The following is a 26350-nucleotide window of genomic DNA, read 5'->3' as shown; positions in this document are numbered from 1 at the left end:
AGAAGATTTCAAAACTGGCGGAATAGAGAGATTGAGTTTGCGCCGCGGCGCCCTTCAGTGGTTCGGCAGATGCGCGGTTCCGGCCAAGGGCGTCGCCATTCTCGGACGCCAGGCCAACGAGCGACAGATCCAGGTCGACCCGACCGCCGCCGCAAGCTGCCCGTCCATTGCAACGCCCGAATGAGACCCCGACCGAACGCTCGGGCATGACGCTGGCCGAACTCGATGCCTGAACCGAGAGATCCAGGCGCTGTGCGCGGCGTTGACGAGCGATCGTTGGCCACACCCGCGCCTGGCAGCCGTTCCGACGGTGAATTGTGCGGGGCGAGGATCAAATCGACGACCCGCCGTGCGGGTCGGCGGGACCTGAGCCAAGACTGATCAGGCGGATTTCAGCACGGTGAATGGGCGCTTGACGGTCCGTTTAACCTGGAAACTCCCGGCCGGAGCGGGACGGCCGACATGAAAACCCTGGACCTTGTCGATGCCGAATTCGCGCATGAGAGCCATCTGCTCGTCCGTTTCCACCCCTTCGACCAGGATTTTGTGGCCGCGGTTTCGGACCAGGGCGACAATGTCCTGGAGCATTGCCTTGCCGTTCGGGGTGGCGCAGTCGTGAAGGAAGGAGCGGTCGATCTTCACCGTATCGAAATCGATCAGGCGAAGCCACGAGAGGCCAGCGAAGCCGGTGCCGAAATCATCAAGCCAGATCTTGATCCCCAGCAGCTTCAGGTCGCTGATGCAGCGAAGAATGTCCGAATGCATCTCCATCTCCAGCCCCTCGGTGATCTCGAAGGCCAGCCTGTTGCCGGTGACGCCGGTCTCGCCCAGGATGGTCGCGACCGACGCCGCGAAGCCGGGCGTCTTGAGCTGGATCGGAGAGACGTTGACGCTGACCACGCGCACATGATCGTGCGCCAGGAGCTCGGCGCAAACAGTCCTGATGGCCCAGCGCCCGAGTTCCAGGATGGCGCCGGTTCGCTCCGCTACGGGAATGAACAGGCTCGGCGGAACCGATGTGCCGTCCAGCATTTTGAGGCGCATCAGGGCCTCAACCGCTTCCACCCGGTCCGTCGCGACATCCTGGATCGGTTGATAGACGAGTGAAACGAGATCCTGGCCGATCGCGATCTTCAGCAAAGCCGCAATGTTCTCGCTCTCGTCGCTGCTCTGGGGATCGGTTGGGTCGAACAGCCGGGCACAGTTTCGACCGCCTGCCTTTGCGAGATAGAGTGCGCGATCGGCCTCGTGGATGATCTTCTCCAGCTTGGCACCGGTCTGCGTCCTGGTGAATGCAGCGCCAACGCTTACCGTCACAACCGAGATACCGTCGCGCCGCAATTCGTGGGTAAGCGCCAGGTTCTCGACGGTGCGGCAGATGGCTTCCGCGATATCTATGATCTGATCCTTGTTCTCCATGCGGGCCAGGACGATGAATTCTTCACCGCCGTAGCGGCCGATCGAGCCATTGTATTCCCTGATCATATCCCGGAGGGCATTGGCGACATGGATAAGGCAACGGTCGCCTTCCTGGTGGCCGTAGCAGTCATTGAACTTCTTGAAGAAGTCCACGTCGATGAGCATCGCCACGAAACTGGTGCCGACCCTTTGCCACTCCCCCCAGTAGTCCCTGAGCTTTTCGTCGATCGCCCGTCGATTCTCCAGACCCGTAAGCGGATCGGTCCGCGACAGCCGCAGCAGGGCCTTGCCGCGTTCGGTGGCTTCCTTGTGCTGGATTTTGGCTTCCAGCGCGTTCAGGAAGACGTTGTAGCGCTCCTCGTTCAGCTTCCAATTCACATAGGACGTGAATGTGAAGCACGAAACGTAGAAGGCGCCAAATACCATCTTGTATGTTACCGTGGCAGGCACAAAGTAATTCACGGCATACAAGACACACATGATGATGGTTGATGTCACGATCGATAGATTGAAACTGAACGTGAAGAACAGATTTGCACTCATCATGAAAATGGTGCCGAATACCATATAGTAGGCGACGCTTTCCTTGTCCGCGCTCATAAAGGCCGGGAACAACCAGCCGATATAGCCGAAAATGATGGCCCCGGCGCAAGTCACGTCGAGCCATTCCGTGGCCACTCCCCGGCGAAGTTGCGCCTCCAGGATCGACAGCGCGGTCACGCCGACGGCGAAGCGCGCCATGATCGTATAGGCCGCCACGTCCGGGATCAGCAGCAGATCCGTTGCCGAAAACAGGAGATAGATGGCCACGGCGATCCAAAGCCCAGGCCGGGCTTCCAGTCTTCGCTTCGCCTGGGCTTCCCTCCGGTAAAGGACGCGAAGCTCGTCGGGCCCCGGCTCGTAGCGGGCTTCGTACGGCTCTACATGCGCCATGTCGGCCAGTCTGGATGACACGCGTTCGCTCTCGACAAATCCTGGTTGAAGGGGATTTTGCGTTCCAAGTTCTTTTTTGGCTTCTGCCCCCACGCGGGCCAACTCCTTGGACGCGACGGCGACTGCGCACCTCGCACGACAATGCAACGGCGCGAAACAAATTTCGGTTAATTCAGGCCGTGAATCCAATGCGGTGGGTTTTAACGCGCGAACATGGTTGGCGGGAAATTAAGCATACCGTTAAAATGCGTTCGGGACGACATTGGCAAATCGAGCATTGTACGCAATAAGTTAACTGACTGTTAACTATGGAGTGCTCGAGTGCAAAGTGTCTTTGATGGCAAAAGCCTGATTACTGCCGAGATGATTGCCGGCAGTTTTCCTCGAAGAAAGCCCGAGCATCACGGCGAGGCGTTCGAAACCGCCCGCGCGGAACTCGCGCTCATTCTCCACGCGACACACCAGCAGGTCGAGGAAGAGAAAGACCCTGCCGAGATCGTTCGTCGCCTGCTGTCCTATCTCAACGCCCTGCGGGCCAAGGTTCACCCCGACGTTTGGCAGTCGTTGATCCCGGTGGCGCAGAACCATCCGATCCTTGACTACTTTCTCCAGGACCCGCTCACCCGGTGGTCATTCACCAAGCCCAGGGGCTATTCCGGCGACGCGCAGTTGCTTGACTACATCTATTGTGATCCGCACGTGGCCGAAAGCGTGGCGAGCGCCTCGGACACAGGGAAGGCACTCTACAGCCATACCAAGGACGTACCGTCCTGCGTGGCGGCGCGGGAACGGCGCGATCTCTTGACCCGGTATGTCGACGAGACGGCGGACAAGAGCGGACCGCAAGCCGAGGTCCTGGCGATCGCCGCCGGTCATTTGCGCGAGGCCAATCGTTCGACCGCCTTGGCTGAGGGCCGCCTCAAGCGTTGGGTTGCGCTCGATCAGGATCCCCAGAGCGTTGGATTGATCGCGCGAGACTTCCAGGGCACCGCGGTCGAGGCCGTCGACGGCTCGGTGCGGACCGTGCTCACCAGGGGCCACAAGCTGGGCAAGTTCGACCTCATCTACGCCTCCGGCCTTTACGACTACCTCCAGCACAACGTCGCCGTGAAACTCACGAAGACTTGCCTGCAGATGCTGAAGCCGAACGGCAGGTTCCTTTTTGCCAACTACGCCGAGGGCAATCCCGACGCCGGCTATAGGGAAACGTTCATGGACTGGGTGTTGCTGCTGCGCTCCGAGGCCGACATGTGGAACATCATCAATGCCAGCGTCGACCGCAACACCGTCGAGGCGCAGGTGTTCTTTGGCGAAAACCGCAACGTGCTGTATGGCGTCATCGAAAAGCGCGGATAGGGCAATTCCAGGAAAAATGTGCAGCGGTTTTCCCGGAGAAAGTGCGTAGCGCCTTCCCGGGCAATTGCCTAAGACAAAGAACTGGAGCGGGTCGGCGATCCTATCACGCTGAACCGCTCCAGTGACAACCTTGGACCGGCGCCGGCGTGAAGCCTCGAGCGCTTTCGGCCGGGCGAGGCGTCCCGTCCCGGACCATTGCCTTTGGATGACTGCCTTTGGCTTGCACCTCCGGCCGCCTTCCGCTATAGAGCCGCCACCCGCGTAGACACCCTTGGAGGCAACGCGGCGGAAGGCCGCCTCACCCGGCGGCTTTCGACGTTTACGGTCCAGGCCCATTGCCAACCGCAAACGCTCCAGAACAACGCGAAAGGAAGTGCCATGAGCCACGATACTTACGAGCTCAAGGCCGAAGCGCGCGAACAGGTCGGTAAGGGGTCCGCCCGTGCAGTTCGCCGCAACGGTAAAGTGCCTGCAGTAATTTACGGTGACAAGCAGCCTCCCCTGGCGATCGCTCTCACCTACAAGGACATCTACTACAAGATCCACGGCGGCGGGTTCCTGACCACGATCGCCACGATCGATGTCGACGGCAAGAAGATCCAGGTCCTGCCGAAGGACTTCCAGCTCGACCCGGTCAAGGATTTCCCTGTCCATGTCGACTTCCTGCGCATCGGCAAGGACACCGAGGTCAATGTCGACGTGCCTGTCCACTTCATCAACGAGGACAAGTCGCCCGGCATCAAGCGCGGCGGCGTGCTCAACATCGTGCGTCACGAGGTCGAGTTCCACTGCCCGGCCAATGCGATCCCGGAATTCATTACCGTCGATCTCACCGGCGCCGACATTGGCGATTCGATCCATATCTCGTCGGTCAAGCTGCCGGCCGGCGTCAAGCCCGTCATCTCCGACCGCGACTTCACCATCGCGACCGTCGCCGGTTCGTCGGCGATGAAGCCGGAGACGGAAGAGACGGTCGAGGCTGCACCTGAGGCGGCTCCCGCCGCCGAAGAGAAGTAACTTTTTCACGCCCGGAGCTGACGATGCCGCTTGTCTTTGCAGGCCTCGGCAATCCGGGCGCGAAATATGCCGCCAACCGGCACAATGTCGGCTTCATGGCGGTGGACGCGATCGCCCGCCGCCACTCCTTTTCGCCCTGGTCTAAGAAATTCCAGGGATTGATCGCCGAGGGCACGCTCGGCGGTGAAAAGATCATCCTGATCAAGCCGCAGACCTTCATGAACCTGTCCGGCCAGTCGGTCGGCGAAGCGCTGCGCTTCTACAAGCTCGGCCCCGGGGCGCTGACCGTCTTCTACGACGAGATCGACCTTGCCGAAGGTAAGCTGCGCATCAAGACCGGCGGCGGCGCCGGCGGCCACAACGGCATCCGCTCGATCGACGGCCATGTCGGCAACGCGTATCGGCGTGTGCGCATCGGTGTCGGCCATCCCGGCGTCAAGGAGATGGTGCAGCATCATGTACTCGGCGATTTCGGCAAGACCGACCGCGACTGGCTGGACCCGCTGCTCGACGCGGTCGCCGACAACGCGGCGATGATCGTCAAGGGCGACGAATCCGGCTTCATGAACAAGGCCGCCCTCGCCGTTCAGGGCAAGGCCGGCGTGGAACCGGAAAAGCCGGCGCCCAAGCAGCAAAGCCACATCCGCCAGGCACGGCCGCAACAGGCGCCCGCCAAGCTGCCGGAGAGCGGCCCGATGGCCGCCATGCTGAAGAAGCTGTTCGGCAACAAGGACTGAGCTCGGGTCCATACGGCGTTACAGGGCTTGACGTTCATCACCCCTATCGCCCATAGCCCTCACCAAATCTCAAATTCCCGATAGGACCGGACAAAATGGGTTTCAAATGCGGCATCGTTGGCTTGCCCAATGTCGGCAAGTCGACGCTTTTCAACGCGCTGACGAGGACGGCCGCCGCGCAGGCCGCCAACTACCCGTTCTGCACCATCGAACCGAACACCGGCGAGGTGGCGGTGCCCGATCCGCGCCTGCAGAAGATCGCCGCGATCGGCAAGTCGAAGGAGATCATCCCGACCCGCATCTCCTTTGTCGACATCGCCGGCCTGGTGCGCGGCGCCTCGAAGGGCGAAGGCCTGGGCAACCAGTTCCTCGCCAACATCCGCGAGGTCGATGCCATCGTGCATGTGCTGCGCTGCTTCGAGGATGACGACATCACCCATGTCGAGGGCCGCATCGACCCGGTCGCCGACGCCGAGACGGTCGAGACCGAGCTGATGCTCGCCGACCTCGAGAGCCTCGAACGCCGCATCGCGCAATTCCGCAAGCGCGCGTCCGGCAAGGACAAGGAAGCCTTGACCGTGCTGCCGATGATGGAGGCAGCGCTTGAGCTTCTGCAGGCAGGCAAGCCGACCCGCATCCTGCTCAACGGCATCTCGGCGGAAGACCTGCGCATTCTGCAAGGCTTGAACCTTCTGACCTCACATCCCGTGCTCTACGTCTGCAACGTCGCCGAGGCTGACGCGGCCACCGGCAACGAGCACACCAGGGCCGTGGAGCAGATGGCCGCCGCGCAGGGCGCACGCACCGTCGTTATTTCGGCCGCGATCGAAGCCGAGGTTGCGCAGCTCTCCGACGAGGAAGAGATGGAATTCCTGTCCTCGCTCGGCCTCGACGAGCCCGGCCTGAACAAGGTGATCCGCGCCGGCTACGAATTGTTGCAGCTCATCACCTATTTCACCGTCGGGCCGAAGGAGACGCGCGCCTGGACTGTGCACAAGGGCGCCAAGGCGCCGCAGGCCGCCGGCGTCATCCACACCGATTTCGAGCGCGGCTTCATCCGCGCCCAGACCATCGCCTACAATGATTTCGTCACGCTGGGCGGCGAAGTAGCGGCCAAGGAAGCCGGCAAGGCGCGCGACGAAGGCAAGGAGTATGTCGTCCAGGACGGCGACATCATGCTGTTCAAGTTTAATACGTGATCCTTCGGTCATCTCCGCAGGGACCACAGGCCAGAGTGTGAACAGACCAGGCCGGGTCGCATTCCCGACAGGGTAAGGCCGTGCACGGGCTGCCCTCGCTAGGCCTTTCCGCTATTGGCTCAGTGAACGCGGAAGGGGACCATATGAAAAGGACCATCCCGACCCTGATCGGTTTCTCGGCCATTCTGACCTGGTCGTTCCTCGCGCTGCTGTCGACCGCCGCAGGGCCGATCCCGCCCTTTCAATTGGCGGCAATGACGTTTCTGCTGGGAGGCTCAGTCGGGGCGGCCAGCTGGATTGTCCGCCCGTCGGCGCTCAAGTCGCTACGGCAGCCATGGCAGGTCTGGGCAATCGGCACGGCAGGGCTGTGCATCTATCACTGCGCGTACTTTTTCGCCATCCAGTCCGCCCCGCCCGTCGAGGTGAGCCTGATCGCCTATCTCTGGCCATTGCTGATCGTCGTCTTCGCCGCCTTCCTGCCGGGAGAGCGGCTGAGGTCTCACCACATAGCCGGTGTGATGCTCGGCCTGGCGGGTGCCATCGTCGTCATCACCAAGGGCAGCAGCGTGGGGCTTGCCGACGGCGTGAAGCCGGGCCACGCCGTTGCCCTGTTCTGCGCCTTCGTCTGGTCCGGTTATTCCGTCCTGTCGCGCCGTTTCGGCCAGGTGCCGACCGATGTGGTGGCGGTGTACTGCCTGATCACCGCGGCCGTCGCCTTCACTCTCCATCTCGCGCTCGAGATCACGGTCTGGCCGCAGACGATGACGCAATGGAGCGCTATCGTAATTCTAGGCATGATACCGCTCGGCGCCGGCTTCTACGCATGGGACCATGGCTGCAAGCGTGGAGACATCATGATCCTGGGCGCGCTTTCCTATGCCGCGCCGCTGTTCTCGGTGATCGTGCTGCTGCTGGCCGGGTTCGGCCTCTTCCACTGGTCTGTTGCGCTCGCTTGCGTCCTGATCACGGTCGGCGCGGTGATCGCCGCCAAGGACGTGTTGCTGAAGGCGCAAAAACAACCTCTTGCCGAGGAACCATCGCGCGCATAGGGCCCGATCTGAGACTGCGACGTGGCTACTGCCCCACCACCGCCCGTCCACTCACCCAGACAGCAGCGATGTTGGCGCGTGCCGCGTTGAGCACGATCTTCTGGAAGACATCGTCGAGCGTGTCGTCCGCCATGCTGACATGAATGTTCGAGGCCTTCGCCGTCGTGTCGATCAGCAGCGCGTCGAATTCATGGCCGACGCGAAAGCTGCCCGTCGGCAGGTCGAGCGCTTCGGCACCGCCGGCGGTGGCCAGCCAGAACGCCTCCTGATGCGTGATCGGCGCGCCGGGCGCGCCGCGCTGCGCTGCGTCCAGGCCGGCATGGACACCGCTCTGCAGCGTCCTCGAGGCTGACAGCGCATGCCGGCAGCCGTCGAAGAGCGACGGGCTGTAGCCGCCGGAAATGTCCGTCCCGAGCCCGACATGCATGTGCCGGTCAAGCGCGTCGCGCAGCGGAAATACCGCATTGGCGAAATAGAAATTGGACAGCGGGCAATGCGCGACCCCAGCCCCCTTCCCCTTGATGAGGTCCATATCCCGCCCGTCGATGAAGTTCGAATGCGCCAGGATGGTGTGGCGCGTCAGCAGGCCGAAACCGTCGAGGCTCGCCGCGTCGGTGCAGCCAAAGCGCGTCTCGACGAATTGCCTTGCCCAATCGCTCTCCGAGCAATGTGTCTGCACGTGGCAGCTAAATTCCGTTGCGAGTTCGCCCAGGCCTTGCAGCGCCGCATCCGTGCAGCTTGGGATGAAGCGCGGCGTGATCACCGGCCGGACCAGCGGTCTTTCGCCGGTATCCAAGGATCTGACCGCCTCGATGAAGCGTCTGGTGTCGGAAATGGCGCTTGCCGCGTCGGCATCGCGATAGAAAGACGGGCACTGCTCGGGATCGTCCATCGCCACCTTGCCGACCAAAGCGCGCTGGCCCTTTTCGAGGCATATCTCGGCAAGCGCCAAGCTGGCCTCGACATGGACGGTGGCAAAATAGAGCGCCGTGGTGGTGCCGTTGGCGAGAAGATTGTCGATCAGGTCGGCATAGACCTCGCGGGCGTAGCCGGTGTCGGCATAGCGCGCCTCGAGCGGAAACGTATATTTTTGCAGCCAGACCTCGAGCGGCACGTCCAGTGCCTTGCCCATTTGGGGCCATTGCGGCGCGTGGATGTGCAGGTCGATCAGGCCGGGCAGCAGGAACTGGCCTTCGCCGAGCTCCACTAGGCTGCCCGCCTGGCGGGCATCGGTCTTCCTCGCCGCGTATTCGGGATGGCCGGGTGCGAGAATCTCCGCGATCCGTCCCTGTGCATCGATGCTGAACAGATGGTCCTTCAGCACCTCCAGCCGGCCGCGCTCCGGCGTGTGGAAGGCGGTGCCAAGCAGCGTGAAGGCCTCTCTTGTCATGGATCGCTCCGGTTGCGCTGGCGCGTGTGGCCGTTATTGCATGGCGCGCAAGAAAACAGTTGGCAAGCCTTTGCGCCGCTGTCCTTTGGCGCCGACTGATCCCATGATCGGCCGGGAAATTCCAGAGGGGACATCATGGAACGCACTGCACCGGAAATCACTTTGATTGCTCAGCCGGACGATCCGCTGCCACTGGGCAAGGCCGCCCCGCTCGGCCTCCAGCACGTGCTGGCGATGGATGTTTACATCGTGCCGTTCATCATCGCATCGGTCCTGGCCTTCAGCGCGGGCGATGCCGGCGCCTTCATCCAGTCAGCTTTCGTCGCGGCGGGCATCGCCACCCTGATCCAGTCGCAGCTTCTGATGCGCCTGCCGGTGGTGCAGGGGCCGTCCTTTGTGCCGATCGGCGCGGTGCTGGCTATCGCCTTCGGCGCCGGCGGCGGCATTGCCGGTCTTTCCGCGGTGATCGGAGCGCTCATTCCCGGCGCCATACTGGTCATGCTGCTCGGTTCGCCCACGGGAATCTTCCATCGCTTGGTAGACCGCTTTGTCCCGCCCATCGTCGGCGGCGCCATCATCATCGTCGTCGGCATCGCGCTGATGCCGGTCGCACTCCGCGAAAGCGTGTTCGCGGTCCACGGCACTGCCACCGTCGGCGGCAATATCATCCTTGCCTTTGTTGCGGCGGCGGTGCTCGTCGGCTGCATGCTGACCGGCATGGCGCTCGGCGCAAAGGGCGCCTGGCTGCGCCTGCTCTCCGTAATCATCGCACTTGTGGCCGGCTGCGTGGCCGCCGCCTCCATGAGCCAACTCAACATGGGAGCGGTCTCCGAGGCGACCTGGTTTTCGATGCCGCGCGTCGCCTTCCTCAACCTCGACGTGACGTTCTCGCTCTCGGCGACGCTCACGATGCTCATCGTCTATATCGTGGTCCTCGCCGAAACCACCGGCACCTGGTTCGCGGTCGGCGCCGTTATCGACAAGCCGCTGTCGAATGAACAGCTCGACAGGGGCGCCACCGGCGAAGGCCTCGGCTGCCTGGTCAGCGCACTGCTTTGCAGCACGCCGGTCACCGGCTATTCGTCGAATGCCGGCATCATCGCCATCACCGGCATCGCCAGCCGCGCCGCTTTCGCCGCGGCAGGCATCTTCCTGGTCCTGTTCGGACTGATCGGCAAACTGTCGGCGGTGATCGCCTCGATCCCGGGCCCGGTCATCGGCGGCGTGTTCGGCGTGCTCTGCGTCGTCATCGCCATGAACGGGTTCCGCGTCGTGCGCGGCACGCCGCTGACGGAAAGGAACATGCTGGTCGTCGGCCTGCCGATCCTGATGGCCCTGTTTGCTACGCTTGCGCCGCCGGATTTCGTCAAGACGCTTCCCGATATCGTGCAGTACATTCTGGGCTCGTCCATCGCCTTTGGCGCCGTCTGGGCCATCGTGCTGCACCAGATCCTGCCGAGCGCCCGATAGGGGCATTCGCAGGCCGGCCCCCGCGGGTCCGGCCAGCTCTCCACGATAAGCCCGAAGCGCGGTCGATGACCCGACCCGTCGAAGCTTTCATGCTGCCGGCTGCTCGACGAATTTTCTGAGCGCCCCTGGTGTCGGCCCCAAGTCCGGCTTGTCTTGATTTTGTCATGCCGCAAGTCTAAGCGGCGGGCACAGGCTCGGCGCACGAAGGCTAGTGCGATCCGATACGACGCAGCAATCCGAACGCTTTCCGGCAGGGAGATCTGGCGATGATCAAGGCTTTCGTCGTGGACAATGATCGCCTGCGTCTCACGGACGATCTCCTGGGCAATGGCGACAAGGTCGTCTGGGCCGATCTCTTCAATCCGACCAAGGACGAAGAGGCAACAATCGAGAATTGGCTCGGCATCGCCATTCCGACCCGCGAGGAGATGGAGGAGATCGAGATTTCCAGCCGCCTCTATATCGAGGACGGCGCCTACTTCATGACCGCCACCTTGCCCGCCCAGACCGACGTCGACGATCCCCTGATCTCGCCGGTCACCTTCGCGCTCGCCGGCAATAGGCTGGTCACCGTGCGCTATCACGAACCGAAAGCGTTCAAGACCTTCCCTTTGCGCGCCGAGAAGGTGGCGACCGGCTGCACCAGCGGCGACACCATCCTGATCGGCCTGCTGGAAGCGATCGTCGACCGGCTCGCCGACATCCTCGAGCGCGCCGGCCGCGACGTCGAAGCGATCTCGCGCGACATTTTCGAGGCGCGATCGACCAAGGTGTCGAAGCGCAACCGTGACTTCCAGGAACTCTTGAAGGGCATCGGCCGCAAGGAGGACATCGCTTCCTCCGTGCGCGACAGCCTGATCTCCTTGCAGCGGCTGGCCGGCTTCCTCGCCCATGTCGCGACCCAGGCCAAGATGAGCAAGGACGTCCGCGCCCGCATCAAGACCTTGTCGCGCGACGTGCTTTCTCTTGCCGACCACGCCACCTTCCTGTCGCAGAAGATCTCCTTCCTGCTCGACGCCACGCTCGGCATGATCTCGATCGAGCAGAACGCCATCATCAAGATCTTCTCGGTCGCCGCCGTCATCTTCCTGCCGCCGACGCTGGTCGCCTCGATCTACGGCATGAATTTCGACGTCATCCCCGAGCTCAAATGGGAGCTCGGCTATCCGTTCGCGATCGCCATGATGGTTCTGTCGGCGATCCTGCCCTTCTGGTATTTCCGCCGCCGCGGCTGGTTATGATCGCAACGGCCGGCCGGGCGCCCGCGGCTGGCTCACCAGAAAGGGCTTGACCAAACGCCGTCCGGCCTGCATCCGGGTTTGCCGATCCATGTGGATCGCGCGTTCTGCAACCGGATTCCACGCCATGACTGGAAAGACATGGGCCTATGAGGACTTCGTCGAAGGAGCCTCGTTCGACCTCGGCACCAAACAGGTGAGCGCGGCCGAGATCATCGAGTTCGCCAGCGAATTCGATGCCCAGCCGATGCATCTCGACGAGGAGGCCGGCAAGGCAAGCATCCTGGGCGGCCTCTCGGCCTCGGGCTGGCATACCTGCGCCATGTTCATGCGCATGCTATGCGATGCCTTCCTGCTGGACTCGACCTGCCAGGGCGCGCCCGGCGTCGATCAGGTCAAATGGAAGAAGCCGGTGCTGGCCGGCGACACGCTCAAGGGCAGCCTCGTCGTCCTGGCCAAGCGTCCTTCGAAATCGAAGCCGCAGCTCGGCTTCGTGACCATGCGCAGCGAGCTGGTCAACCAACGCGGCGAAAGCGTCTTCGAGCTCGAGAATTCCGTCATGTTCCTCACGCGCAATGCCGCGGGGAGCCTTGCATGATGCTCGACGAATTCTTCCGCGTCGGCACCACCGTCACGCTGGGCTCTCATACGTTCGAAGCCGAGGCGATCAAGGCCTTCGCCCGCAAATACGACCCCCAGGTCTTCCACATCGATGAGGATGCCGCGAAGAAGAGCGTGCTGGGCGGGCTGTGTGCGTCCGGCTGGCATACCGCCGCCACCTGGATGAAACTCAACCTCGAAACCCGCATGGACGCCGAGTGGAGCGGCCCTGGCCCGACGCCCGAATTTGGCCCCTCGCCCGGCTTCAAGAACCTGAAATGGCTGAAGCCGGTCTATGCCGGGCAGACCGTGACCTTCACCCGCACCGCCCTTTCCCACCGCCCGATCGCCTCACGTCCGGGCTGGCGGGTGCTGACCTTGCGCTCGGAAGCCTTCGATTCGACCGGCGACAAGGTACTGGAGTTCGAAAGCGCCGTGCTGGTCAAGGTGGAGTAATGGCGCCTCTTCCTTCTCCCAGGGAGAGAAGGAGGAACTGCTCTCTCAATGCCCCTCGAACCCGATCAGCGTCCGCACCGGCACGCCGAGCGCTTCCAGCTTGGCGCGGCCGCCGAGATCCGGCAGGTCGATGACGAAGCAGGCGGCAAGGATATCGGCGCCGATCTGGCGCAGGAGATTCACCGCCGCTTCCGCCGTGCCGCCGGTGGCGATCAGATCGTCGACCAGGATCACTTTCTCGCCCGGCGACACGCCGTCCTTGTGCATCTCCATCTCGTCCAGCCCGTATTCCAGGCTGTAGGCGACGCGCACTGTCTCATAAGGCAGCTTGCCTTTCTTGCGGATCGGCACGAAGCCGGCGGAGAGCTGATGGGCGACGGCGCCGCCGAGGATGAAGCCGCGCGCTTCGATGCCGGCGATCTTGTCGATCTTCTCGCCGGCATAGGGATGCACCAGCTCATCGATCGCGCGGCGGAAAGCGCGCGCGTTGCCAAGCAGCGTGGTGATGTCGCGGAACAATATGCCGGGCTTGGGATAGTCCGGGATGGTGCGGATCGCCGCCAGCAGCGTGTCTTCGAGCGAAGGTTTCATGAGGCGGCTCCGGGTGGTCCAGTTTCGGCGGAAGGGCGTGAAATGGCGCAGCGCCAAATCCTATCCCGGCGCGACCGACAACGGCTAGCGCGATGTGGCGGCCGAGACAAGCGCATCCGGCGAAAGGAGCACATACGTCCAAGGGCTTGCCTCTGCCGGCGCTGCGATCTTTCGCATCGAAGCAATGGCCATCACCGAAAACGCAAATTCTGGCGGGTCAACTGTTCGATCGAGCTGCACCCCATCAGCTTCATGCCGCGTTCGATCTCGATGCGCATCTGTTCGAGTGCGCGTTCGACGCCAGGCTGGCCCGCCGCCGCCAGCGGAAACAGATAGTAGCGTCCGACGCCGACGGCCTTGGCGCCGAGCGACAGCGCCTTTAGCACATGCGTGCCGCGCTGCACGCCGCCATCCATGATGACGTCGATCTGGTCGCCGACCGCATCGACGATCTCGGCGAGCTGGTCGAAAGCCGCGCGCGAACCGTCCAGTTGCCGGCCGCCATGGTTCGACAGCACGATGCCCTTGCAGCCGATCTCGACGGCGCGTCTGGCATCCTCCACCGACATGACGCCCTTGAGGCAGAACGGTCCCGGCCAAAGCCTCACCATCTCGGCGACGTCGTCCCACGTCATCGACGGATCGAGCATTTCGGTGAAGTAGCGGCTGATCGACATCGTGCCGCCGCCCATGTCGATATGCTCGTCCAGCTGCGGCAGCTTGAACGCCTCATGCGTGAAATAGTTGATCGCCCAGGCAGGCTTCATCGCGAACTGCGCCATTCCCGCCAGGTTGAGCTTGAAGGGAATCGCAAAACCGGTGCGCTTGTCGCGCTCGCGGTTTCCCCCGGTGATGCTGTCGACGGTCAGCATCATCACTTCGACGCCGATCTCCCGCGCCCGCTGCATCATCGCCCGGTTGAGGCCGCGATCGCGATGGAAGTAGAACTGATAGACCTGCGGGCCGCTGCTGATTTTTCGGACTTCCTCGAGGCTGACCGTGCCGAGCGAGGAAACTCCGAACATGGTGCCGTATTTTGCAGCGGCCCTGGCGACCGCCCGTTCGCCGTGATGGTGGAACAGCCGCTGGAGAGCGGTCGGCGAACAGTAGAACGGCATCGCCAGCTTCTGGCCCATGACGGTCACCGACATGTCGACCTCGCTCACCCCGCGCAGCACGTTGGGAACGAGATCGCAGGTTTCGAAGCTCTCGGTGTTGCGGCGATAGGTGACCTCGTCGTCCGCCGCGCCGTCGATGTAGTTGAAGATCGGCCCCGGCAGCCGCCGCTGCGCCATGCGGCGGAAATCGGAGAAGTTGTGGCAGTCGCTGAGCCGCATCATGGAACCCCAAACGCCCTATAGGCGGCAAAGCCTTCGCCGCCGTCGGGGCGTCGAATAGCAATCGCCTGCCGCGCTGCCAACCGGCTTGTTCGACAACAAAGCGATCACCTCACGCGCCAGCCTCTTCGGCAAGCAAAAAGGGCGCTTCGCGGGCGCCCTTTCTTCAATCTCCGGCCGCGCGGCTTAGTGCGCGACTGCTTCCCAAACCTTGCGCTTGGTCATGTAGACCAGTGCGCCGAACAGGAGCAGGAACACCAGCACCCGGAAGCCGGTTTTCTTGCGGGCTTCCATATGCGGTTCAGCCGCCCACGCCAGGAAAGCGGCGACGTCGCGGGAGTACTGGTCGACGGTCTGCGGCGCGCCGTCGTCATAAGTCACCTGGCCGTCGGAAAGCGGCTTGGGCATCTTCAGCGACACGCCGGACATGAAGTACGGATTGTAGTGCGTGCCTTCCGGGATGACCATTCCAGCCGGAGGCGTCTGGTCGTAGCCGGTCAGCAGCGAGTGGATGTAGTCAGGGCCGCCGGCATCATACTGGGTGAAGATGTCGAAGACGAACTGCGGAAAGCCGCGCTCCACGCCCCGCGCCTTGGCCAGCAGCGACATGTCGGGCGGGGCTGCGCCGCCATTCGAGGCTGCCGCGGCTTCCTCATTGGCGAACGGCGCCGGGAAATGGTCCGACGGCTTGCCGGGACGGTCGAACATGTCGCCGGCGTCGTTGGGGCCGTCATGGATGGTGTACTCGGCCGCCAGCGTCTTGATCTGTGCGTCGGAATAGCCGAGGTCCGAAAGCGTGCGGAATGCCACCAGGTTCATCGAATGGCAGGCCGAGCAGACTTCCTTGTAGACCTTGAGGCCGCGCTGCAGCTGCGCCTTGTCATAGGTGCCGAACGGGCCGGTGAAGCTCCAGTCCATTTCCTTCGGTTCGTTGATCGGGAAATGCGTCGGCGCCGCCGCGTTATGCGCCTCTTCGGCCGCGGTCGCCCAGGTGCCCGTAGCCCCAAGGCCGGCGGCCACAAGGCCGATCAGCGCAAGCGAGGTGAGAATCTTTTTCATGCCAAATCCCCTTAGATTCTCTACCGCTCAGCCCTTGGTCTCAGGTGCGGCCGTGGCGCCCGCCGGATGCCCGCTGCCGCCCTTGTTCTTCTCGAGCACCGCCTCGGTGATCGAGTTCGGCAGCCTGCGTGGCGTCTCGATCAGGCCGAGCACCGGCATGATGATCAGGAAGAAGGCGAAGTAGAACAGCGTCGCCATCTGCGCCATGAACACGTAGCTGCCTTCCGCCGGCTGCGAGCCCAGCCAGCCAAGCAGGATGGCATCGGCCACGAACAGCCAGAAGAACAGCTTGTACCAGGGCCGGTAGACCGCCGAGCGCACCTTGGAGGTGTCTAGCCACGGCACCAGGAACAGCATGGCGATGGCGCCGAACATGCACAGCACGCCGCCGAGCTTGGAGTTGATCGGCCCGATGTTGAAGGTAATGGCGCGCAGGATCGCGTAGAACGGCAGGAAGTACCATTCCGGAACGATGTGGGCCGGCGTCTTCAGCGGGTTGGCGACCGTGTAGTTGTCGGGGTGGCCGAGATAGTTCGGCAGGTAGAAGACGAAATAGGCGAAGAAGAACAGGAACACGATCATGCCGAACGCGTCCTTGATGGTCGCGTAAGGGGTGAAGGCGACGGTGTCGGTCTTCGACTTCACCTCGATGCCGGTCGGGTTCGACTGGCCCACGACATGCAGCGCCCAGATGTGCAGCACGACCACGCCGGCGATCATGAACGGCAGCAGGTAATGCAGCGCGAAGAAGCGATTAAGGGTCGGATTGTCGACCGCGAAACCGCCGAGCAGAAGCTGCTGGATCCAGTCGCCGACCAGTGGAATGGCGCTGAAGAAGCCGGTGATGACGGTGGCGCCCCAGAAGCTCATCTGGCCCCACGGCAGCACGTAGCCCATGAAGCCGGTCGCCATCATCAGGAGATAGATGATGCAGCCGAGGATCCACAGCAGCTCGCGCGGCGCCTTGTAGGAGCCGTAATAGAGGCCGCGGAAGATATGGATGTAGACCGCGACGAAGAAGAACGACGCGCCGTTGGCATGCATGTAGCGCAGCAGCCAGCCGGAATTCACGTCGCGCATGATCTTTTCGACTGAATCGAAAGCCAGATTTGTGTCGGACGTGTAGTGCATGGCCAGCACGATGCCGGTCAGGATCTGCGCCACCAGCATGATCGACAGGATGCCGCCGAAGGTCCAGGCATAGTTGAGGTTGCGCGGCACCGGATAGGCGACGAAGCTGTCATAGATCAGCCGCGGCAGAGGCATGCGCGCATCGAACCAGCGCTCGATACCGGTCTTGGGCGTGTAGGTCGAGTGTCCCTCGCTCATCGAAATATCCCCTGCCTCAACCGATAAGGATCTTGGTATCGGAAATGAACTTGAATACCGGCACAGCCATGTTCTCGGGCGCCGGGCCTTTGCGGATGCGGCCGGCGGTATCGTATTGCGAACCGTGGCACGGGCAGAACCAGCCGCCGAAATCGCCTTCCTGGCCGAGCGGAATGCAGCCCAGATGCGTGCAGACCTGAACCATCACCATCCAGGCTTCCTTGCCGGGCGTGGTGCGGTTGGCGTCGGTCGCCGGCGCGTCGGCCGGCAGGTTGGCGTTGCGGGCGATCGGATCCTTGAGATCGGCGAGATTGACGGCCTCGCCGTCCTTCATCTCCTTCTCGGTGCGGTTGCGCACCACGACCGGCTTGCCGCGCCACTTGACGATCAGCGACATGCCCGGCGTCAGCGAGGAGACGTCGACCTCGACCGAGGCGAGCGCCAGCGTCGAGGCATCGGGGCGCATCTGGTCGATGAACGGCCACGCGACGGCGCCCGCGCCGACCACGGCGGCCATGCCGGTGGCGACGTAGAGAAAATCTCGACGGTTGGGATCCTGGGTGTCGGTTGCGCTCACGGGTGCCTGATCCTTTCGCCTCTTCCGTGCCGGTGAGCGAGCCTTGTTCCCCGCTCATTCACGCCAACCCGACAGCGCATGGCGAACAGGCTAGCGAACTCCTCCGGCATTTGGACTTCGGTTTATGCGTGAAGCCCGTTTTTGTCCAGACGGGTGAAGGCACAAGGGCAGATTGTCGCGGGGACGAAATCCGGCACCGCGCGACAAGACGGCGGATGACCGTGAAACACCGCCAAACAGCCGGGAAACAGTAGCGAATCCGGGGGCCACCTTCGCCTCGACACCTGGCTCCGGGGGGTCTATCCTGCCCCCATGTCGCATGTCATAGACCGCGAGGAATGGGCTGTTCGCCCCGACCGCTGGAAGGGCGAGTTGCAATGTGCCCCCTACGGTTCCAACTCCTGCCTGATCTTCAACTACCTGCCGGAGACCGGCGGCGGACCGCGCCTGCATTCCCATCCCTACGCCGAGATCTTCATCATCCGCCAGGGCATCGGCCTGTTCACGGTCGGCGGTGAGGAGATCGAGGCCTCTGCCGGCCAGATCGTCATCGTGCCGCCCGGCACGCCGCACAAATTCACCAATCTCGGCCCCGGCCCGCTGGAGACGACCGACATCCACGAGAACGGCACTTCATTACCCAGTGGCTGGAGTGATCCAGGCCCAGGTGGTTCCTGGAAAAGTATGAAACGGTTTCCGTCCGCAACCGCGTCAAAAACAATCCAGCCCTGTCGGTTTTCCGATCGCCGCCTAGATCTATGGCATAGGCAGCCGGCAGGGTCAGGACATGCAAACCTCGAACATCGAAATCGAAGGGCTGAGCATAGCGATCCGTGAGGCAGGCCCGGCTGAAGCGCCTGCATTCCTGCTGCTGCATGGGTGGCCGCAAAGCTCCTATGCGTTCGAAGGGGTGATCGGCCGGCTGACTGCCGACTACCGGGTCGTCGCACCCGACCTGCCCTGCATCGGCGGCTCGCAAGGCATGCCTGAGGCGGGCGACAAGAGAACCCTGGCGAGGCTGATGAGAGGCGTTGCCGAGGCCTGCGGGCTGCGGCACCTCGTGGCGGCCGGTCACGATGTCGGCGGCCAGATCGTGTTCGCCCTGCTGCGCGACCATCCCGAGATCCTTTCCGGCGCGGCGATCATGAATGTCGCTGTTCCAGGTGTCGGGCCATGGGAAGAGGTCATTCGCAATCCGCGGATCTGGCACTTTGCCTTCCATGCCGTCCCGGCGCTACCGGAAACGCTGGTGAGCGGCCACCAAAGCACCTATTTCGACTTCTTCTTCAATGTGCTTTCGAAGGATCGGACATCGATCCCGGCGCAGGCCAGGGAAATCTATGCGAGAGCCTATTCCCGGCCTGAAAGCCTCCAGGCCGGTTTCGATTGGTATCGCGCCTTCCCCGAAGATGCCAAAGCCAATGCTGCACGGCCCGCGACGCCTACAGCGATTCCGGTGCTGTATCTCAGGGGCTCGGCCGAGTCCGGCGATATCGGCGATTATGTCGAGGGCCTTAGGGCCGCCGGGCTTTCGAATGTCGAGGGCGACATCATTGCCGACAGCGGGCACTTCGTCCCCGATGAGAACCCCGAAGCGCTCGCCAGCCGCCTGGCGAGATTCCACAGGGAAATCGGCGCGGCAAGCGCCAACCCTACATGGCGCCGAGCCTGACCAGCACCGCCTTCGGGATGTTGTATTCGCGGATGACGGCATCGTGCTTTCGAAGACCGCACAGTTCGCGCTGGATGAAGTAACCATGCACCGCCACCGCTGCCTCCTTGAGCAGCCGGGGACGCAACTGCTCGTCGCCATTGTTGCGCAGTCGGGCCAGCGTTTCTTCGACGCGTTGTCCGGCGCGGCCGAGTGCCGCCGCCTTCTCGGCAAGGACTTCATGGCCGAGCGCGTCGAAGGCGGCTTCGGCGGCCGAGGCGCTGGTCAGACGGGACGGCGGGCGCAGGGACATTTTCAACCTCCTTTCTCGAAGATCATCCGGTGCGTGACGAATTCTTCGCCCGCCACCGGCGCGAAGCCAAGCCGCTCATAGAAGCCGAAGGCTTCCTGCGGCGCACGGGTGTTGAGCACGGCGAAATAGTGGCGTGCCCTGTCGACAACGGTCTCGACCAGCATGCGGCCAAGGCCCGTGCGCCGATGGCGCGCGCCGACGAACAAATGCCGGACCCGGCCATGGTTCCTGCCCTCGAAATAGGGATCGATGTTCAGCCCGCACACGCCGGCGAGTTCGCCGCCGTGCCATGCTCCGAACAGTGCCTCGCCGTGTTTCAGGAACTTGTTGCGGCCGCTTGTCCAGCCGTCGCGAAGCCGCACCAGCATCCAGTAGCCTTCCCGCCGGCTCTCTTCCATCAGCGCATCGAAGGCCGGTGTCGTCGGCCGCAGCCGTTTCAGCAGATAGTCGGTCTCATGCGTCGCGCCCATGCCGCTACTCCGCCGGCCGCGTCTCTTCCAGCACGGCTTCCTCATGATAGAGGAAGCCGCCGGACTGACGCTTCCACAGCCGCGCGTAGAGCCCGTCGAGCGCCACCAGTTCGTCATGCGTGCCTTGTTCGACAATGCGGCCGCCGTCGAGCACGACGAGGCGGTCAAGCGCGGCGATCGTCGACAGCCGGTGGGCGATGGCTATGACCGTCTTGCCTTCCATCAGCCGCGTCAGGTTTTCCTGGATCGCCGCCTCGATGTCGGAATCGAGTGCCGAGGTCGCCTCGTCCAATATCAGGATCGGTGCATCCTTGAGGAAGACACGCGCGATCGCCACGCGCTGGCGCTGGCCGCCCGACAGTTTGACGCCGCGCTCGCCCACATAGGCCTCGTAACCCTGTCGGTCGCGATTGTCGCGCAAGGTCAGGATGAAATCATGCGCCTCGGCTTTCCTGGCCGCCGCGATCACTTGCGCGTCGGTGGCGTCGGGCATGCCGAGTTTGATATTGTCGCGCAGCGAACGGTGGAAAAGCGCTGTGTCCTGACTGACGACGCCGATATTGGCGCGCAGCGAATTTTGCGTCACCTGCGAGACATCCTGGCCGTCGATGGCGATCTTTCCGCCTTCGAGTTCGTACAACCGCAGGATAAGGTTGGCGAGCGTGGTCTTGCCGGCGCCGGACGGCCCGACCAGCCCGACCTTCTCGCCCGGCCGCACCACGAGATCGATGCCGTTGAGCACGCCGAACCCCTTGCCGTAGTGGAACTCGACATTCTTCACCTCGATGCGCCCGCCGGCCACGAACAGTTCCCGGGCGTCGGGTGCGTCGACCAGACCGAGCGGCTGCGAGATCAGCGCCTTGGAATTCTCCAGCACACCGAGATTGCGCAGGATGCTGTTGAGCTGCATCATCAGCCGGCCAAGCAGCATGTTGAGCCGCAGCACCAGCGACAGCGTGAAGGCGACCGCGCCGACGGTAATCGAGCCCTGGACCCAGAGATAGACGGCAAAGCAGCCGATCGCCGTGATCATGATGCCCGACAGCGTCGTCAGCGCCATGCGCACGCCGGTCAGCCGGCGCGTGAACGGGCGCAACGCGTCGAGATAAATGTCGAAGCCGCTCCTGATGTAGCGGTCGTCGCCATCGGCGGAGAACAGTTTCAGCGTCTGTACGTTGGAGTAGGAATCGACGATGCGGCCGGTGATCATCGACCCCGCCTCGGCGGTCGCCTCGGCATGTTTGCGGATTGCCGGCAGATAGAGCCTGGCCAGCCAGGCGAAGGCCGCGATCCAGATCACCACCAGCACTGCGAGCCTGATATCGAGCCCCGCGACCAGCGCCAGCGTCGTCACCGTATAGACGATCATGAACCAGACGACCTCGATGAAGCTTTCCATCAGGTCGCCGGTCGCTTGCCCAGCCTGCCAGACTTTTGTCGCGATGCGGCCGGCGAAATCGTTCTGGAAGAAGGAGTAGGACTGGCGCGACACGTGCCGGTGCGCCTGCCAACGCACCAGATTGTAGAAGCCGGGCGTAATTGTCTGCTCGTCGACCAGGGCCGACAGGCCGACGACGATGGTGCGGACGACCAGCACCACGACGATCATGAACACAAGTTCCGGCCCGGCGGCCGTCCACAGCGCATGCCAGCTGCGTTCGCCGGGAAGCTGGTCAAGGATGTCGACCAGCCGCCCGACAAAGTAGAACAGCCCGGCCTCGACCAGCGGCGCGATGCCGCCGATGACCAGCATGGCGAAGAAGGCGAACTTGGCCTGGCCGACATAGTGCCAGAGAAAACCGGCGACGCCGGACGGCGGCCGAAGATTCGTGGGCTCCCTGAACGGATAGACCCAGTTCTCGAACCAGCGATAGACGGCTGTCATCATGCGGCGGCGGCCATCATTCAGCGGCTTGTCCCTTTGCGCCAACGTCATTGGCAACAACGTCGTTTGCGGCACCGATCGGGCCGTCATCCAGCAGGAAACCGCCCGACTGGCGCTGCCAGAGCTGCGCGTAGAGCCCGCCCTTGGCCACCAATTCCTCGTGCGAACCTTCCTCGATGACGCGGCCTTGGTCCATCACCACAAGCCTGTCCATCGCCGCGATGGTCGACAGCCGGTGGGCGATGGCGATGACGGTCTTGCCTTGCATGAGCTTGTAGAGGTTCTCCTGGATGGCCGCTTCCGCCTCGGAATCCAGCGCCGACGTCGCCTCGTCAAGGATAAGTATGGGCGCGTCCTTCAACATAACGCGAGCGATGGCGATGCGTTGCCGCTGGCCGCCGGACAGTTTGACGCCGCGGTCGCCGACATAGGCGTCGAGTCCCTTGCGGCCGCTATGGTCCGAAAGCCCGGCGATGAAGTCCAGCGCCTCGGCGCGCCGCGCAGCCTCGACAAGCATGTCGTCGCTGGCGTCGGGCCGGCCATAGAGGATGTTTTCGCGCACCGAACGATGCAGCAACGAGGTGTCCTGCGTGACCATGCCGATCTGGGCGCGCAGCGAATCCTGTTTCACCGCCGCGATCTCCTGGCCGTCGATCAGGATACGGCCGGCTTCGAGGTCGTAGAACCGCAGCAGAAGATTGACCAGCGTCGACTTGCCGGCGCCGGAGCGGCCGACAATGCCAACCTTCTCGCCCGGCTTCACCGCCAGCGACAGGTTCTCGATGACGCCCTTCTGCTTGCCATAGTGGAAGCGGATGTCCTCGAAGCGTATCTCGCCTTTGGAGACCGTGATCTCCTTCGCACCGGGCCTGTCCTCGACAAGGCGCGGCAGCGAAATCGAGGCGATGCCGTCCTGCACCGTGCCGATATTCTCGAACAGGCCCGACATTTCCCACATGATCCACTGCGACATGCCCCACATCCGCAGAACCAGGCCGATGACCACGGCGACCGCGCCGATCGTCACCGCCTGGCCCAGCCACAGCCACAACGAGATGGCGGTAACCGAGAACAGGAGAAGCGCATTCAGGATGTAGAGCGAGCCGAACAGCACCGTCACCAGCCGCATCGACCGGTAGACCGTGTCGAGGAAGCCCATCATGCCCTCCTTGGCGAAGGAGGCCTCGCGGCGGGCATGGCTGAACAGTTTGACCGTCTGGATGTTGGAGTAGCTGTCGACAACGCGGCCGGTCATGACCGAGCGCGCATTGGCCTGTTCCTCGCCGACCTTGCCCAGCCGAGGAATGAAATAGCGCAGCAGAAGGATGTAGCCGACCATCCACACGCCGAGCGGTGCGGCCAGCCGCCAGTCGGCCGAGCCGACGATGAGCAGCATGCCGAGGAAATAGACGATGACGTAGTTCAGGACGTCGATCACCTTGATCACGCATTCGCGCACGGCGAGCGCCGTCTGCATCAGCTTGGTGGCGATGCGGCCGGCGAATTCGTCCTGGTAGAAGCTCATCGACTGCTTGAGCAGATAGCGATGCACCTGCCAGCGGATACGCATGGGATAGTTGCCCATCAGCGTCTGCTGGTTGAGCAGCGAATGCAGCCATACCGTGCCAGGCAGCGCGAACAGCACGATGAAGGCCATGCTGGCGAGCTTCCAGCCCTCCGTCTGCAGGAAGGTTTCGCGGTTCTGCGCCGAAAGCCAGTCGACGATGCGGCCGAGGAAGCCGAACATCCACACTTCCGCGATGGCGATTGCCGCCACCAGCACCGCATCGACCAGGATATAGGGCCATGCGCCGCGCGTGTAATGCAGGCAGAAGGCAACCAGCGTCTTGGGCGGCTCGACCGGCTCCGCGCCCGGGAACGGATCGAGCCTTTTTTCAAACCAGCTAAACAACAACATAGGTCATGCTCATGAAATCTGTTTCCGCTCACGCGGCGCGTGAACGTGCGAAGTCCTCGGACCGCATGGCGCCGAGGGCCGACGGTCCGGAATCATCCGGACCGTCGGCCCTGCTTCGCGCTATATAGGGGTTCGCGGGCTTTTCGCCGACAGGCTCTTTTGTTGATCCTGACGGTGCGGTGTCGACAAGGCGGATCTTCGCGCCCGGCCGGATCGCCCGGATGAGACGGCGCACCAACGAGGGCCGGCTCGGGTCGGGAACCGCGCGCGAGAAATCGACATCCGGCAGCATGCCGCGATGCGGACGCCGGCGAACCTCGGCGTGGACCGCCGACGAATAGGTTTCGCCGATCAGCAGCGCCCAGGTCGGCAGCCGGTGGATATGCAGGCTCCTCGAGCCCGGTATTCTGTAGGGATCGAACATCGGTCCGTCCTCCGTGCGAAAATAGAGATAAAAAGGGTGTTCGACGTCCTGCCGCGGGATCGGCAGCTGATCAGTCGAGACGCGTTGGGGCGGGGCCATCGGCCCCTTCGGCAGCTTGAAAAACATCGCAGGATTCCTTCGAAGACCAGGGAATGGTTTCGGCGGAAATCGGTGCGGAAGCGTCTAAGAGATCAGGAGAACCGTCGTACCGAAACCGCCAGCGGGCATGTAGGCCCACGGAGAGGGTGCTGGATGTGCATGGCCATCATGAATTACCCCTCCTTCGGTTCGGGTTGACAATGTACGCTGTATACCCGAGTTCGCAGAAAATGGCCACCCGCAGGTCCAGCAATTTCCAAAACCGCGAAGCCGCTGTGGCCGATTTGCCACTTAATAGAAGGATGCGGAAATGAACGACCGTCTCCGCATCGCCCTCTACCAGCCTGACATCGCCGGCAACACCGGCACAATCCTGCGCTTCGCCGCCTGCCTCGGGATCGGCGTCGACATCATCGAACCGGCCGGCTTTCCGCTCTCCGATAAAGCGCTCAGGCGCGCCGGCATGGATTACCTCGAAATGGCTGCCCTGACCCGGCATGTCGACTGGCACGCCTTCGAGGAGTGGCGCAAGGCCCGCGCGCGCCGGCTGGTGCTGCTGTCGACCAAGGCCGCGACCCCATACACCAGCTTCAACTTCGCCACTGGCGATATCCTTTTGTTCGGCCGTGAATCCGCAGGCGTGCCGGATCCGGTCCATCAGGCGGCGGACGCGCGGCTGACGATCCCGATGCAGGCCGGCGCGCGCAGCATCAATGTGGCCCTCTCCGCCGCCATGGTGGCCGGCGAAGCCACGCGACAACTGGGCCAGAATGCCATCCGCTGAAGCGGCGGCCACGGTCCCGCCGGCGCCCGCGACACGGCCCTCGCCCGTCATTCTCACCCAGGCGCACATAGCCATCTCCTGTCGTTTGCATGTCGATGGCTTCTTCGCTACAAGCTCAACTTAACTTGAGGTCAAGCGGAAAAGTGCGAGATGGCGCCAGCAGCGGAATTAACGGTTGGCCAAGTGGCCGCGCGCAGCGGTGTCGCGGTGTCGGCGCTGCATTTCTACGAAGCTCGCGGCCTGATCCGCAGCCACCGCACGTCAGGCAACCAGCGCCGCTACGGCCGCGACGTACTAAGGCGCGTGGCCATCATCAAGATCGCGCAGGAGGTCGGCATTTCGCTGGCCGAGATAGCGACGGCGCTTCAATCCCTGCCCGAGGGCCGCACCCCGACGCGCGACGACTGGAGCCTGCTGTCGACCGCCTGGCGCGACGGGCTCGACCGCAAGATCGGTCAATTGAAGAAATTGCGCGACGGGCTGACCGACTGCATCGGCTGCGGCTGCATGTCGATCGACAAATGTCCGCTCCGCAACAAGGATGACCGGCTGGCCAGGGAAGGAACAGGGGCGAGAAGGCTGGTTCTTCCTTCTCTCGGTTCACGGAGAGAAGGTGCCTGAGCGTAGTGAAGGCGGATACAAGGGGCGACGCCTGTATTGGGTTGTCCCCGTAAACAGGGCGAGGAATTCTAATCCGCCGCCGGCAGGCGCCTTATGGTGAATTCGATCAAATCGCCCGGCCGTTCGAACCAGCTTTCGATCTCGGTCCAGTAAGCCTGCTTGGGGAAGCGCTCGAACCATTCCTTTGCCTTGAGGCGAGCGTCCGAACGCGGCAGGACGAAGGTTTCGCGCAAAAATCCGTCGCGCGGCATGCGCGCGCGTTCAGCCCGGCTTTGATCGAGCTTTTTCTTCAGGCCATCCAGCGGCGGTCTTGCCGGGGTGCGCACGAAGGTCTCCTTGCTCCGATCAGATCAGACTTGACCCTTTCCCCTAAGAGATTAGGGATCGCGCCGGCAAAAGACGAGTCATTTGTAGGGGCCGGCCGCCCC

The 26350-nt window shown here is 63.1% G+C and carries 26 protein-coding genes and 1 pseudogene; 14 read left to right on the top strand and 13 right to left on the bottom strand.

Annotated elements, in window-relative coordinates; translation table 11 throughout:
* Nucleotides 1-31: 31 nt before the first annotated feature.
* On the top strand, nt 32-184 hold the full coding sequence (locus FJ490_RS32725; RefSeq protein WP_181165221.1) for a hypothetical protein: 153 nt from the start codon (nt 32-34) through the stop codon (nt 182-184).
* Between the two features lie 197 nt (nt 185-381).
* On the opposite strand, the gene FJ490_RS18435 is transcribed toward FJ490_RS32725, so the two are convergent.
* Entirely contained in the window at nt 382-2352 is a 1971-nt protein-coding gene (locus FJ490_RS18435; RefSeq protein WP_140517000.1) for an EAL domain-containing protein, read from the bottom strand.
* Between the two features lie 321 nt (nt 2353-2673).
* Here FJ490_RS18435 and FJ490_RS18430 point away from each other — a divergent pair, with 321 nt between their 5' ends.
* The 5 genes from FJ490_RS18430 to FJ490_RS18410 all read left to right on the top strand — a co-directional run bounded on the left by FJ490_RS18430 (nt 2674) and on the right by FJ490_RS18410 (nt 7710).
* Complete coding sequence (locus FJ490_RS18430; protein ID WP_140496024.1) at nt 2674-3708, top strand: class I SAM-dependent methyltransferase; 1035 nt, start codon at nt 2674-2676, stop codon at nt 3706-3708.
* A 378-nt stretch (nt 3709-4086) separates the two neighbouring features.
* Nucleotides 4087-4725: a 50S ribosomal protein L25/general stress protein Ctc gene (locus FJ490_RS18425; protein WP_140496025.1), complete on the top strand. Its 639-nt coding sequence runs from the start codon at nt 4087-4089 to the stop codon at nt 4723-4725.
* A gap of 23 nt (nt 4726-4748) precedes the next feature.
* Nucleotides 4749-5462, top strand: coding sequence for an aminoacyl-tRNA hydrolase (gene pth / locus FJ490_RS18420; protein WP_140728547.1), 714 nt, complete (start codon nt 4749-4751; stop codon nt 5460-5462).
* 95 nt (nt 5463-5557) lie between these two features.
* A complete protein-coding gene (ychF, locus tag FJ490_RS18415; protein ID WP_140496027.1) occupies nt 5558-6661 on the top strand; it encodes a redox-regulated ATPase YchF in 1104 nt (367 codons plus the stop codon).
* Between the two features lie 143 nt (nt 6662-6804).
* The gene (locus FJ490_RS18410) at nt 6805-7710 is read left to right on the top strand and encodes an EamA family transporter (protein ID WP_140728546.1); all 906 of its coding nucleotides are present in this window, start codon (nt 6805-6807) and stop codon (nt 7708-7710) included.
* Nucleotides 7711-7735: 25 nt separating this feature from the next.
* Here the strand turns inward: FJ490_RS18410 and guaD are convergent, their stop codons facing one another.
* On the bottom strand, nt 7736-9100 hold the full coding sequence (guaD, locus tag FJ490_RS18405; RefSeq protein WP_140728545.1) for a guanine deaminase: 1365 nt from the start codon (nt 9098-9100) through the stop codon (nt 7736-7738).
* Between the two features lie 135 nt (nt 9101-9235).
* Here guaD and FJ490_RS18400 point away from each other — a divergent pair, with 135 nt between their 5' ends.
* From FJ490_RS18400 to FJ490_RS18385, 4 genes are all read left to right on the top strand, one after another.
* A complete protein-coding gene (locus FJ490_RS18400; protein ID WP_140728544.1) occupies nt 9236-10570 on the top strand; it encodes a solute carrier family 23 protein in 1335 nt (444 codons plus the stop codon).
* 266 nt (nt 10571-10836) lie between these two features.
* Nucleotides 10837-11811: a magnesium/cobalt transporter CorA gene (gene corA / locus FJ490_RS18395; RefSeq protein ID WP_140624154.1), complete on the top strand. Its 975-nt coding sequence runs from the start codon at nt 10837-10839 to the stop codon at nt 11809-11811.
* A gap of 124 nt (nt 11812-11935) precedes the next feature.
* Nucleotides 11936-12406, top strand: a complete 471-nt coding sequence (locus FJ490_RS18390) for a MaoC family dehydratase (RefSeq protein WP_140496031.1) — start codon at nt 11936-11938, stop codon at nt 12404-12406.
* Nucleotides 12403-12864: a MaoC family dehydratase gene (locus FJ490_RS18385; protein WP_140582151.1), complete on the top strand. Its 462-nt coding sequence runs from the start codon at nt 12403-12405 to the stop codon at nt 12862-12864. Before FJ490_RS18390 ends, FJ490_RS18385 begins: the two co-directional genes overlap by 4 nt.
* 45 nt (nt 12865-12909) lie before the next feature.
* Here the strand turns inward: FJ490_RS18385 and FJ490_RS18380 are convergent, their stop codons facing one another.
* From FJ490_RS18380 to petA, 5 genes are all read right to left on the bottom strand, one after another.
* Nucleotides 12910-13455 carry an adenine phosphoribosyltransferase gene (locus FJ490_RS18380; protein ID WP_140496033.1) on the bottom strand — a complete coding sequence of 182 codons (546 nt, stop codon included), beginning with the start codon at nt 13453-13455 and terminating at the stop codon, nt 12910-12912.
* Between the two features lie 191 nt (nt 13456-13646).
* Complete coding sequence (locus tag FJ490_RS18375; protein WP_140496428.1) at nt 13647-14792, bottom strand: alpha-hydroxy acid oxidase; 1146 nt, start codon at nt 14790-14792, stop codon at nt 13647-13649.
* Between the two features lie 186 nt (nt 14793-14978).
* Entirely contained in the window at nt 14979-15851 is an 873-nt protein-coding gene (locus FJ490_RS18370) for a cytochrome c1 (protein WP_140524913.1), read from the bottom strand.
* Between the two features lie 27 nt (nt 15852-15878).
* A complete protein-coding gene (locus FJ490_RS18365; RefSeq protein WP_140496035.1) occupies nt 15879-17180 on the bottom strand; it encodes a cytochrome b N-terminal domain-containing protein in 1302 nt (433 codons plus the stop codon).
* A gap of 16 nt (nt 17181-17196) precedes the next feature.
* Nucleotides 17197-17757, bottom strand: coding sequence for a ubiquinol-cytochrome c reductase iron-sulfur subunit (petA, locus tag FJ490_RS18360; protein ID WP_140496036.1), 561 nt, complete (start codon nt 17755-17757; stop codon nt 17197-17199).
* A gap of 312 nt (nt 17758-18069) precedes the next feature.
* Here petA and FJ490_RS18355 point away from each other — a divergent pair.
* Both FJ490_RS18355 and FJ490_RS18350 read left to right on the top strand, forming a co-directional pair.
* Nucleotides 18070-18413: pseudogene (locus tag FJ490_RS18355) on the top strand (cupin domain-containing protein).
* Nucleotides 18414-18544: 131 nt separating this feature from the next.
* A complete protein-coding gene (locus FJ490_RS18350) occupies nt 18545-19429 on the top strand; it encodes an alpha/beta hydrolase (protein WP_140666064.1) in 885 nt (294 codons plus the stop codon).
* Here FJ490_RS18350 and FJ490_RS18345 read toward each other — a convergent pair.
* Genes FJ490_RS18345 through FJ490_RS18325 form a run of 5 tightly spaced genes read right to left on the bottom strand, consistent with a single transcriptional unit; the run spans nt 19410 to nt 24544 of the window.
* On the bottom strand, nt 19410-19721 hold the full coding sequence (locus FJ490_RS18345; protein WP_140496039.1) for a DUF6665 family protein: 312 nt from the start codon (nt 19719-19721) through the stop codon (nt 19410-19412). The genes FJ490_RS18350 and FJ490_RS18345 overlap by 20 nt on opposite strands.
* Before the next feature lie 2 nt (nt 19722-19723).
* On the bottom strand, nt 19724-20191 hold the full coding sequence (locus FJ490_RS18340) for a GNAT family N-acetyltransferase (RefSeq protein ID WP_140666062.1): 468 nt from the start codon (nt 20189-20191) through the stop codon (nt 19724-19726).
* A gap of 4 nt (nt 20192-20195) precedes the next feature.
* Complete coding sequence (locus tag FJ490_RS18335) at nt 20196-22079, bottom strand: ABC transporter ATP-binding protein (RefSeq protein WP_140728650.1); 1884 nt, start codon at nt 22077-22079, stop codon at nt 20196-20198.
* Nucleotides 22080-22092: 13 nt separating this feature from the next.
* Nucleotides 22093-23994 (bottom strand): ABC transporter ATP-binding protein, encoded by a 1902-nt coding sequence (locus tag FJ490_RS18330; protein WP_140649707.1) that lies wholly within the window; start codon nt 23992-23994, stop codon nt 22093-22095.
* A 28-nt stretch (nt 23995-24022) separates the two neighbouring features.
* Nucleotides 24023-24544, bottom strand: coding sequence for a hypothetical protein (locus tag FJ490_RS18325; protein ID WP_181165223.1), 522 nt, complete (start codon nt 24542-24544; stop codon nt 24023-24025).
* Between the two features lie 283 nt (nt 24545-24827).
* Between FJ490_RS18325 and FJ490_RS18320 the strand changes: the two genes are divergently transcribed.
* Together FJ490_RS18320 and soxR are read left to right on the top strand one after the other, a co-directional pair.
* A complete protein-coding gene (locus FJ490_RS18320; protein WP_140496042.1) occupies nt 24828-25301 on the top strand; it encodes a tRNA (cytidine(34)-2'-O)-methyltransferase in 474 nt (157 codons plus the stop codon).
* 150 nt (nt 25302-25451) lie between these two features.
* Complete coding sequence (gene soxR, locus FJ490_RS18315; RefSeq protein WP_140496043.1) at nt 25452-25922, top strand: redox-sensitive transcriptional activator SoxR; 471 nt, start codon at nt 25452-25454, stop codon at nt 25920-25922.
* A 68-nt stretch (nt 25923-25990) separates the two neighbouring features.
* On the opposite strand, the gene FJ490_RS18310 is transcribed toward soxR, so the two are convergent.
* Nucleotides 25991-26248: a hypothetical protein gene (locus FJ490_RS18310; RefSeq protein WP_140496044.1), complete on the bottom strand. Its 258-nt coding sequence runs from the start codon at nt 26246-26248 to the stop codon at nt 25991-25993.
* Nucleotides 26249-26350 lie beyond the last annotated feature (102 nt).

This window comes from Mesorhizobium sp. B2-5-11 (assembly GCF_006440835.1).
Lineage (GTDB): Bacteria > Pseudomonadota > Alphaproteobacteria > Rhizobiales > Rhizobiaceae > Mesorhizobium.
This window is presented reverse-complemented; position numbering and strand designations above follow the sequence as displayed.

What these genes read in the sequence shown, in the direction of transcription:
- FJ490_RS18435 (WP_140517000.1), bottom strand. Translation starts at nt 2,352, where the DNA reads ATGGCGCATGTAGAGCCGTACGAAGCCCGCTACGAGCCGGGGCCCGAC.
- FJ490_RS18425 (WP_140496025.1), top strand. Translation starts at nt 4,087, where the DNA reads ATGAGCCACGATACTTACGAGCTCAAGGCCGAAGCGCGCGAACAGGTC.
- pth (WP_140728547.1), top strand. Translation starts at nt 4,749, where the DNA reads ATGCCGCTTGTCTTTGCAGGCCTCGGCAATCCGGGCGCGAAATATGCC.
- ychF (WP_140496027.1), top strand. Translation starts at nt 5,558, where the DNA reads ATGGGTTTCAAATGCGGCATCGTTGGCTTGCCCAATGTCGGCAAGTCG.
- FJ490_RS18410 (WP_140728546.1), top strand. Translation starts at nt 6,805, where the DNA reads ATGAAAAGGACCATCCCGACCCTGATCGGTTTCTCGGCCATTCTGACC.
- guaD (WP_140728545.1), bottom strand. Translation starts at nt 9,100, where the DNA reads ATGACAAGAGAGGCCTTCACGCTGCTTGGCACCGCCTTCCACACGCCG.
- FJ490_RS18400 (WP_140728544.1), top strand. Translation starts at nt 9,236, where the DNA reads ATGGAACGCACTGCACCGGAAATCACTTTGATTGCTCAGCCGGACGAT.
- corA (WP_140624154.1), top strand. Translation starts at nt 10,837, where the DNA reads ATGATCAAGGCTTTCGTCGTGGACAATGATCGCCTGCGTCTCACGGAC.
- FJ490_RS18390 (WP_140496031.1), top strand. Translation starts at nt 11,936, where the DNA reads ATGACTGGAAAGACATGGGCCTATGAGGACTTCGTCGAAGGAGCCTCG.
- FJ490_RS18385 (WP_140582151.1), top strand. Translation starts at nt 12,403, where the DNA reads ATGATGCTCGACGAATTCTTCCGCGTCGGCACCACCGTCACGCTGGGC.
- FJ490_RS18380 (WP_140496033.1), bottom strand. Translation starts at nt 13,455, where the DNA reads ATGAAACCTTCGCTCGAAGACACGCTGCTGGCGGCGATCCGCACCATC.
- FJ490_RS18375 (WP_140496428.1), bottom strand. Translation starts at nt 14,792, where the DNA reads ATGCGGCTCAGCGACTGCCACAACTTCTCCGATTTCCGCCGCATGGCG.
- FJ490_RS18370 (WP_140524913.1), bottom strand. Translation starts at nt 15,851, where the DNA reads ATGAAAAAGATTCTCACCTCGCTTGCGCTGATCGGCCTTGTGGCCGCC.
- FJ490_RS18365 (WP_140496035.1), bottom strand. Translation starts at nt 17,180, where the DNA reads ATGAGCGAGGGACACTCGACCTACACGCCCAAGACCGGTATCGAGCGC.
- FJ490_RS18350 (WP_140666064.1), top strand. Translation starts at nt 18,545, where the DNA reads ATGCAAACCTCGAACATCGAAATCGAAGGGCTGAGCATAGCGATCCGT.
- FJ490_RS18345 (WP_140496039.1), bottom strand. Translation starts at nt 19,721, where the DNA reads ATGTCCCTGCGCCCGCCGTCCCGTCTGACCAGCGCCTCGGCCGCCGAA.
- FJ490_RS18340 (WP_140666062.1), bottom strand. Translation starts at nt 20,191, where the DNA reads ATGGGCGCGACGCATGAGACCGACTATCTGCTGAAACGGCTGCGGCCG.
- FJ490_RS18335 (WP_140728650.1), bottom strand. Translation starts at nt 22,079, where the DNA reads ATGATGACAGCCGTCTATCGCTGGTTCGAGAACTGGGTCTATCCGTTC.
- FJ490_RS18330 (WP_140649707.1), bottom strand. Translation starts at nt 23,994, where the DNA reads ATGTTGTTGTTTAGCTGGTTTGAAAAAAGGCTCGATCCGTTCCCGGGC.
- FJ490_RS18325 (WP_181165223.1), bottom strand. Translation starts at nt 24,544, where the DNA reads ATGTTTTTCAAGCTGCCGAAGGGGCCGATGGCCCCGCCCCAACGCGTC.
- FJ490_RS18320 (WP_140496042.1), top strand. Translation starts at nt 24,828, where the DNA reads ATGAACGACCGTCTCCGCATCGCCCTCTACCAGCCTGACATCGCCGGC.
- soxR (WP_140496043.1), top strand. Translation starts at nt 25,452, where the DNA reads ATGGCGCCAGCAGCGGAATTAACGGTTGGCCAAGTGGCCGCGCGCAGC.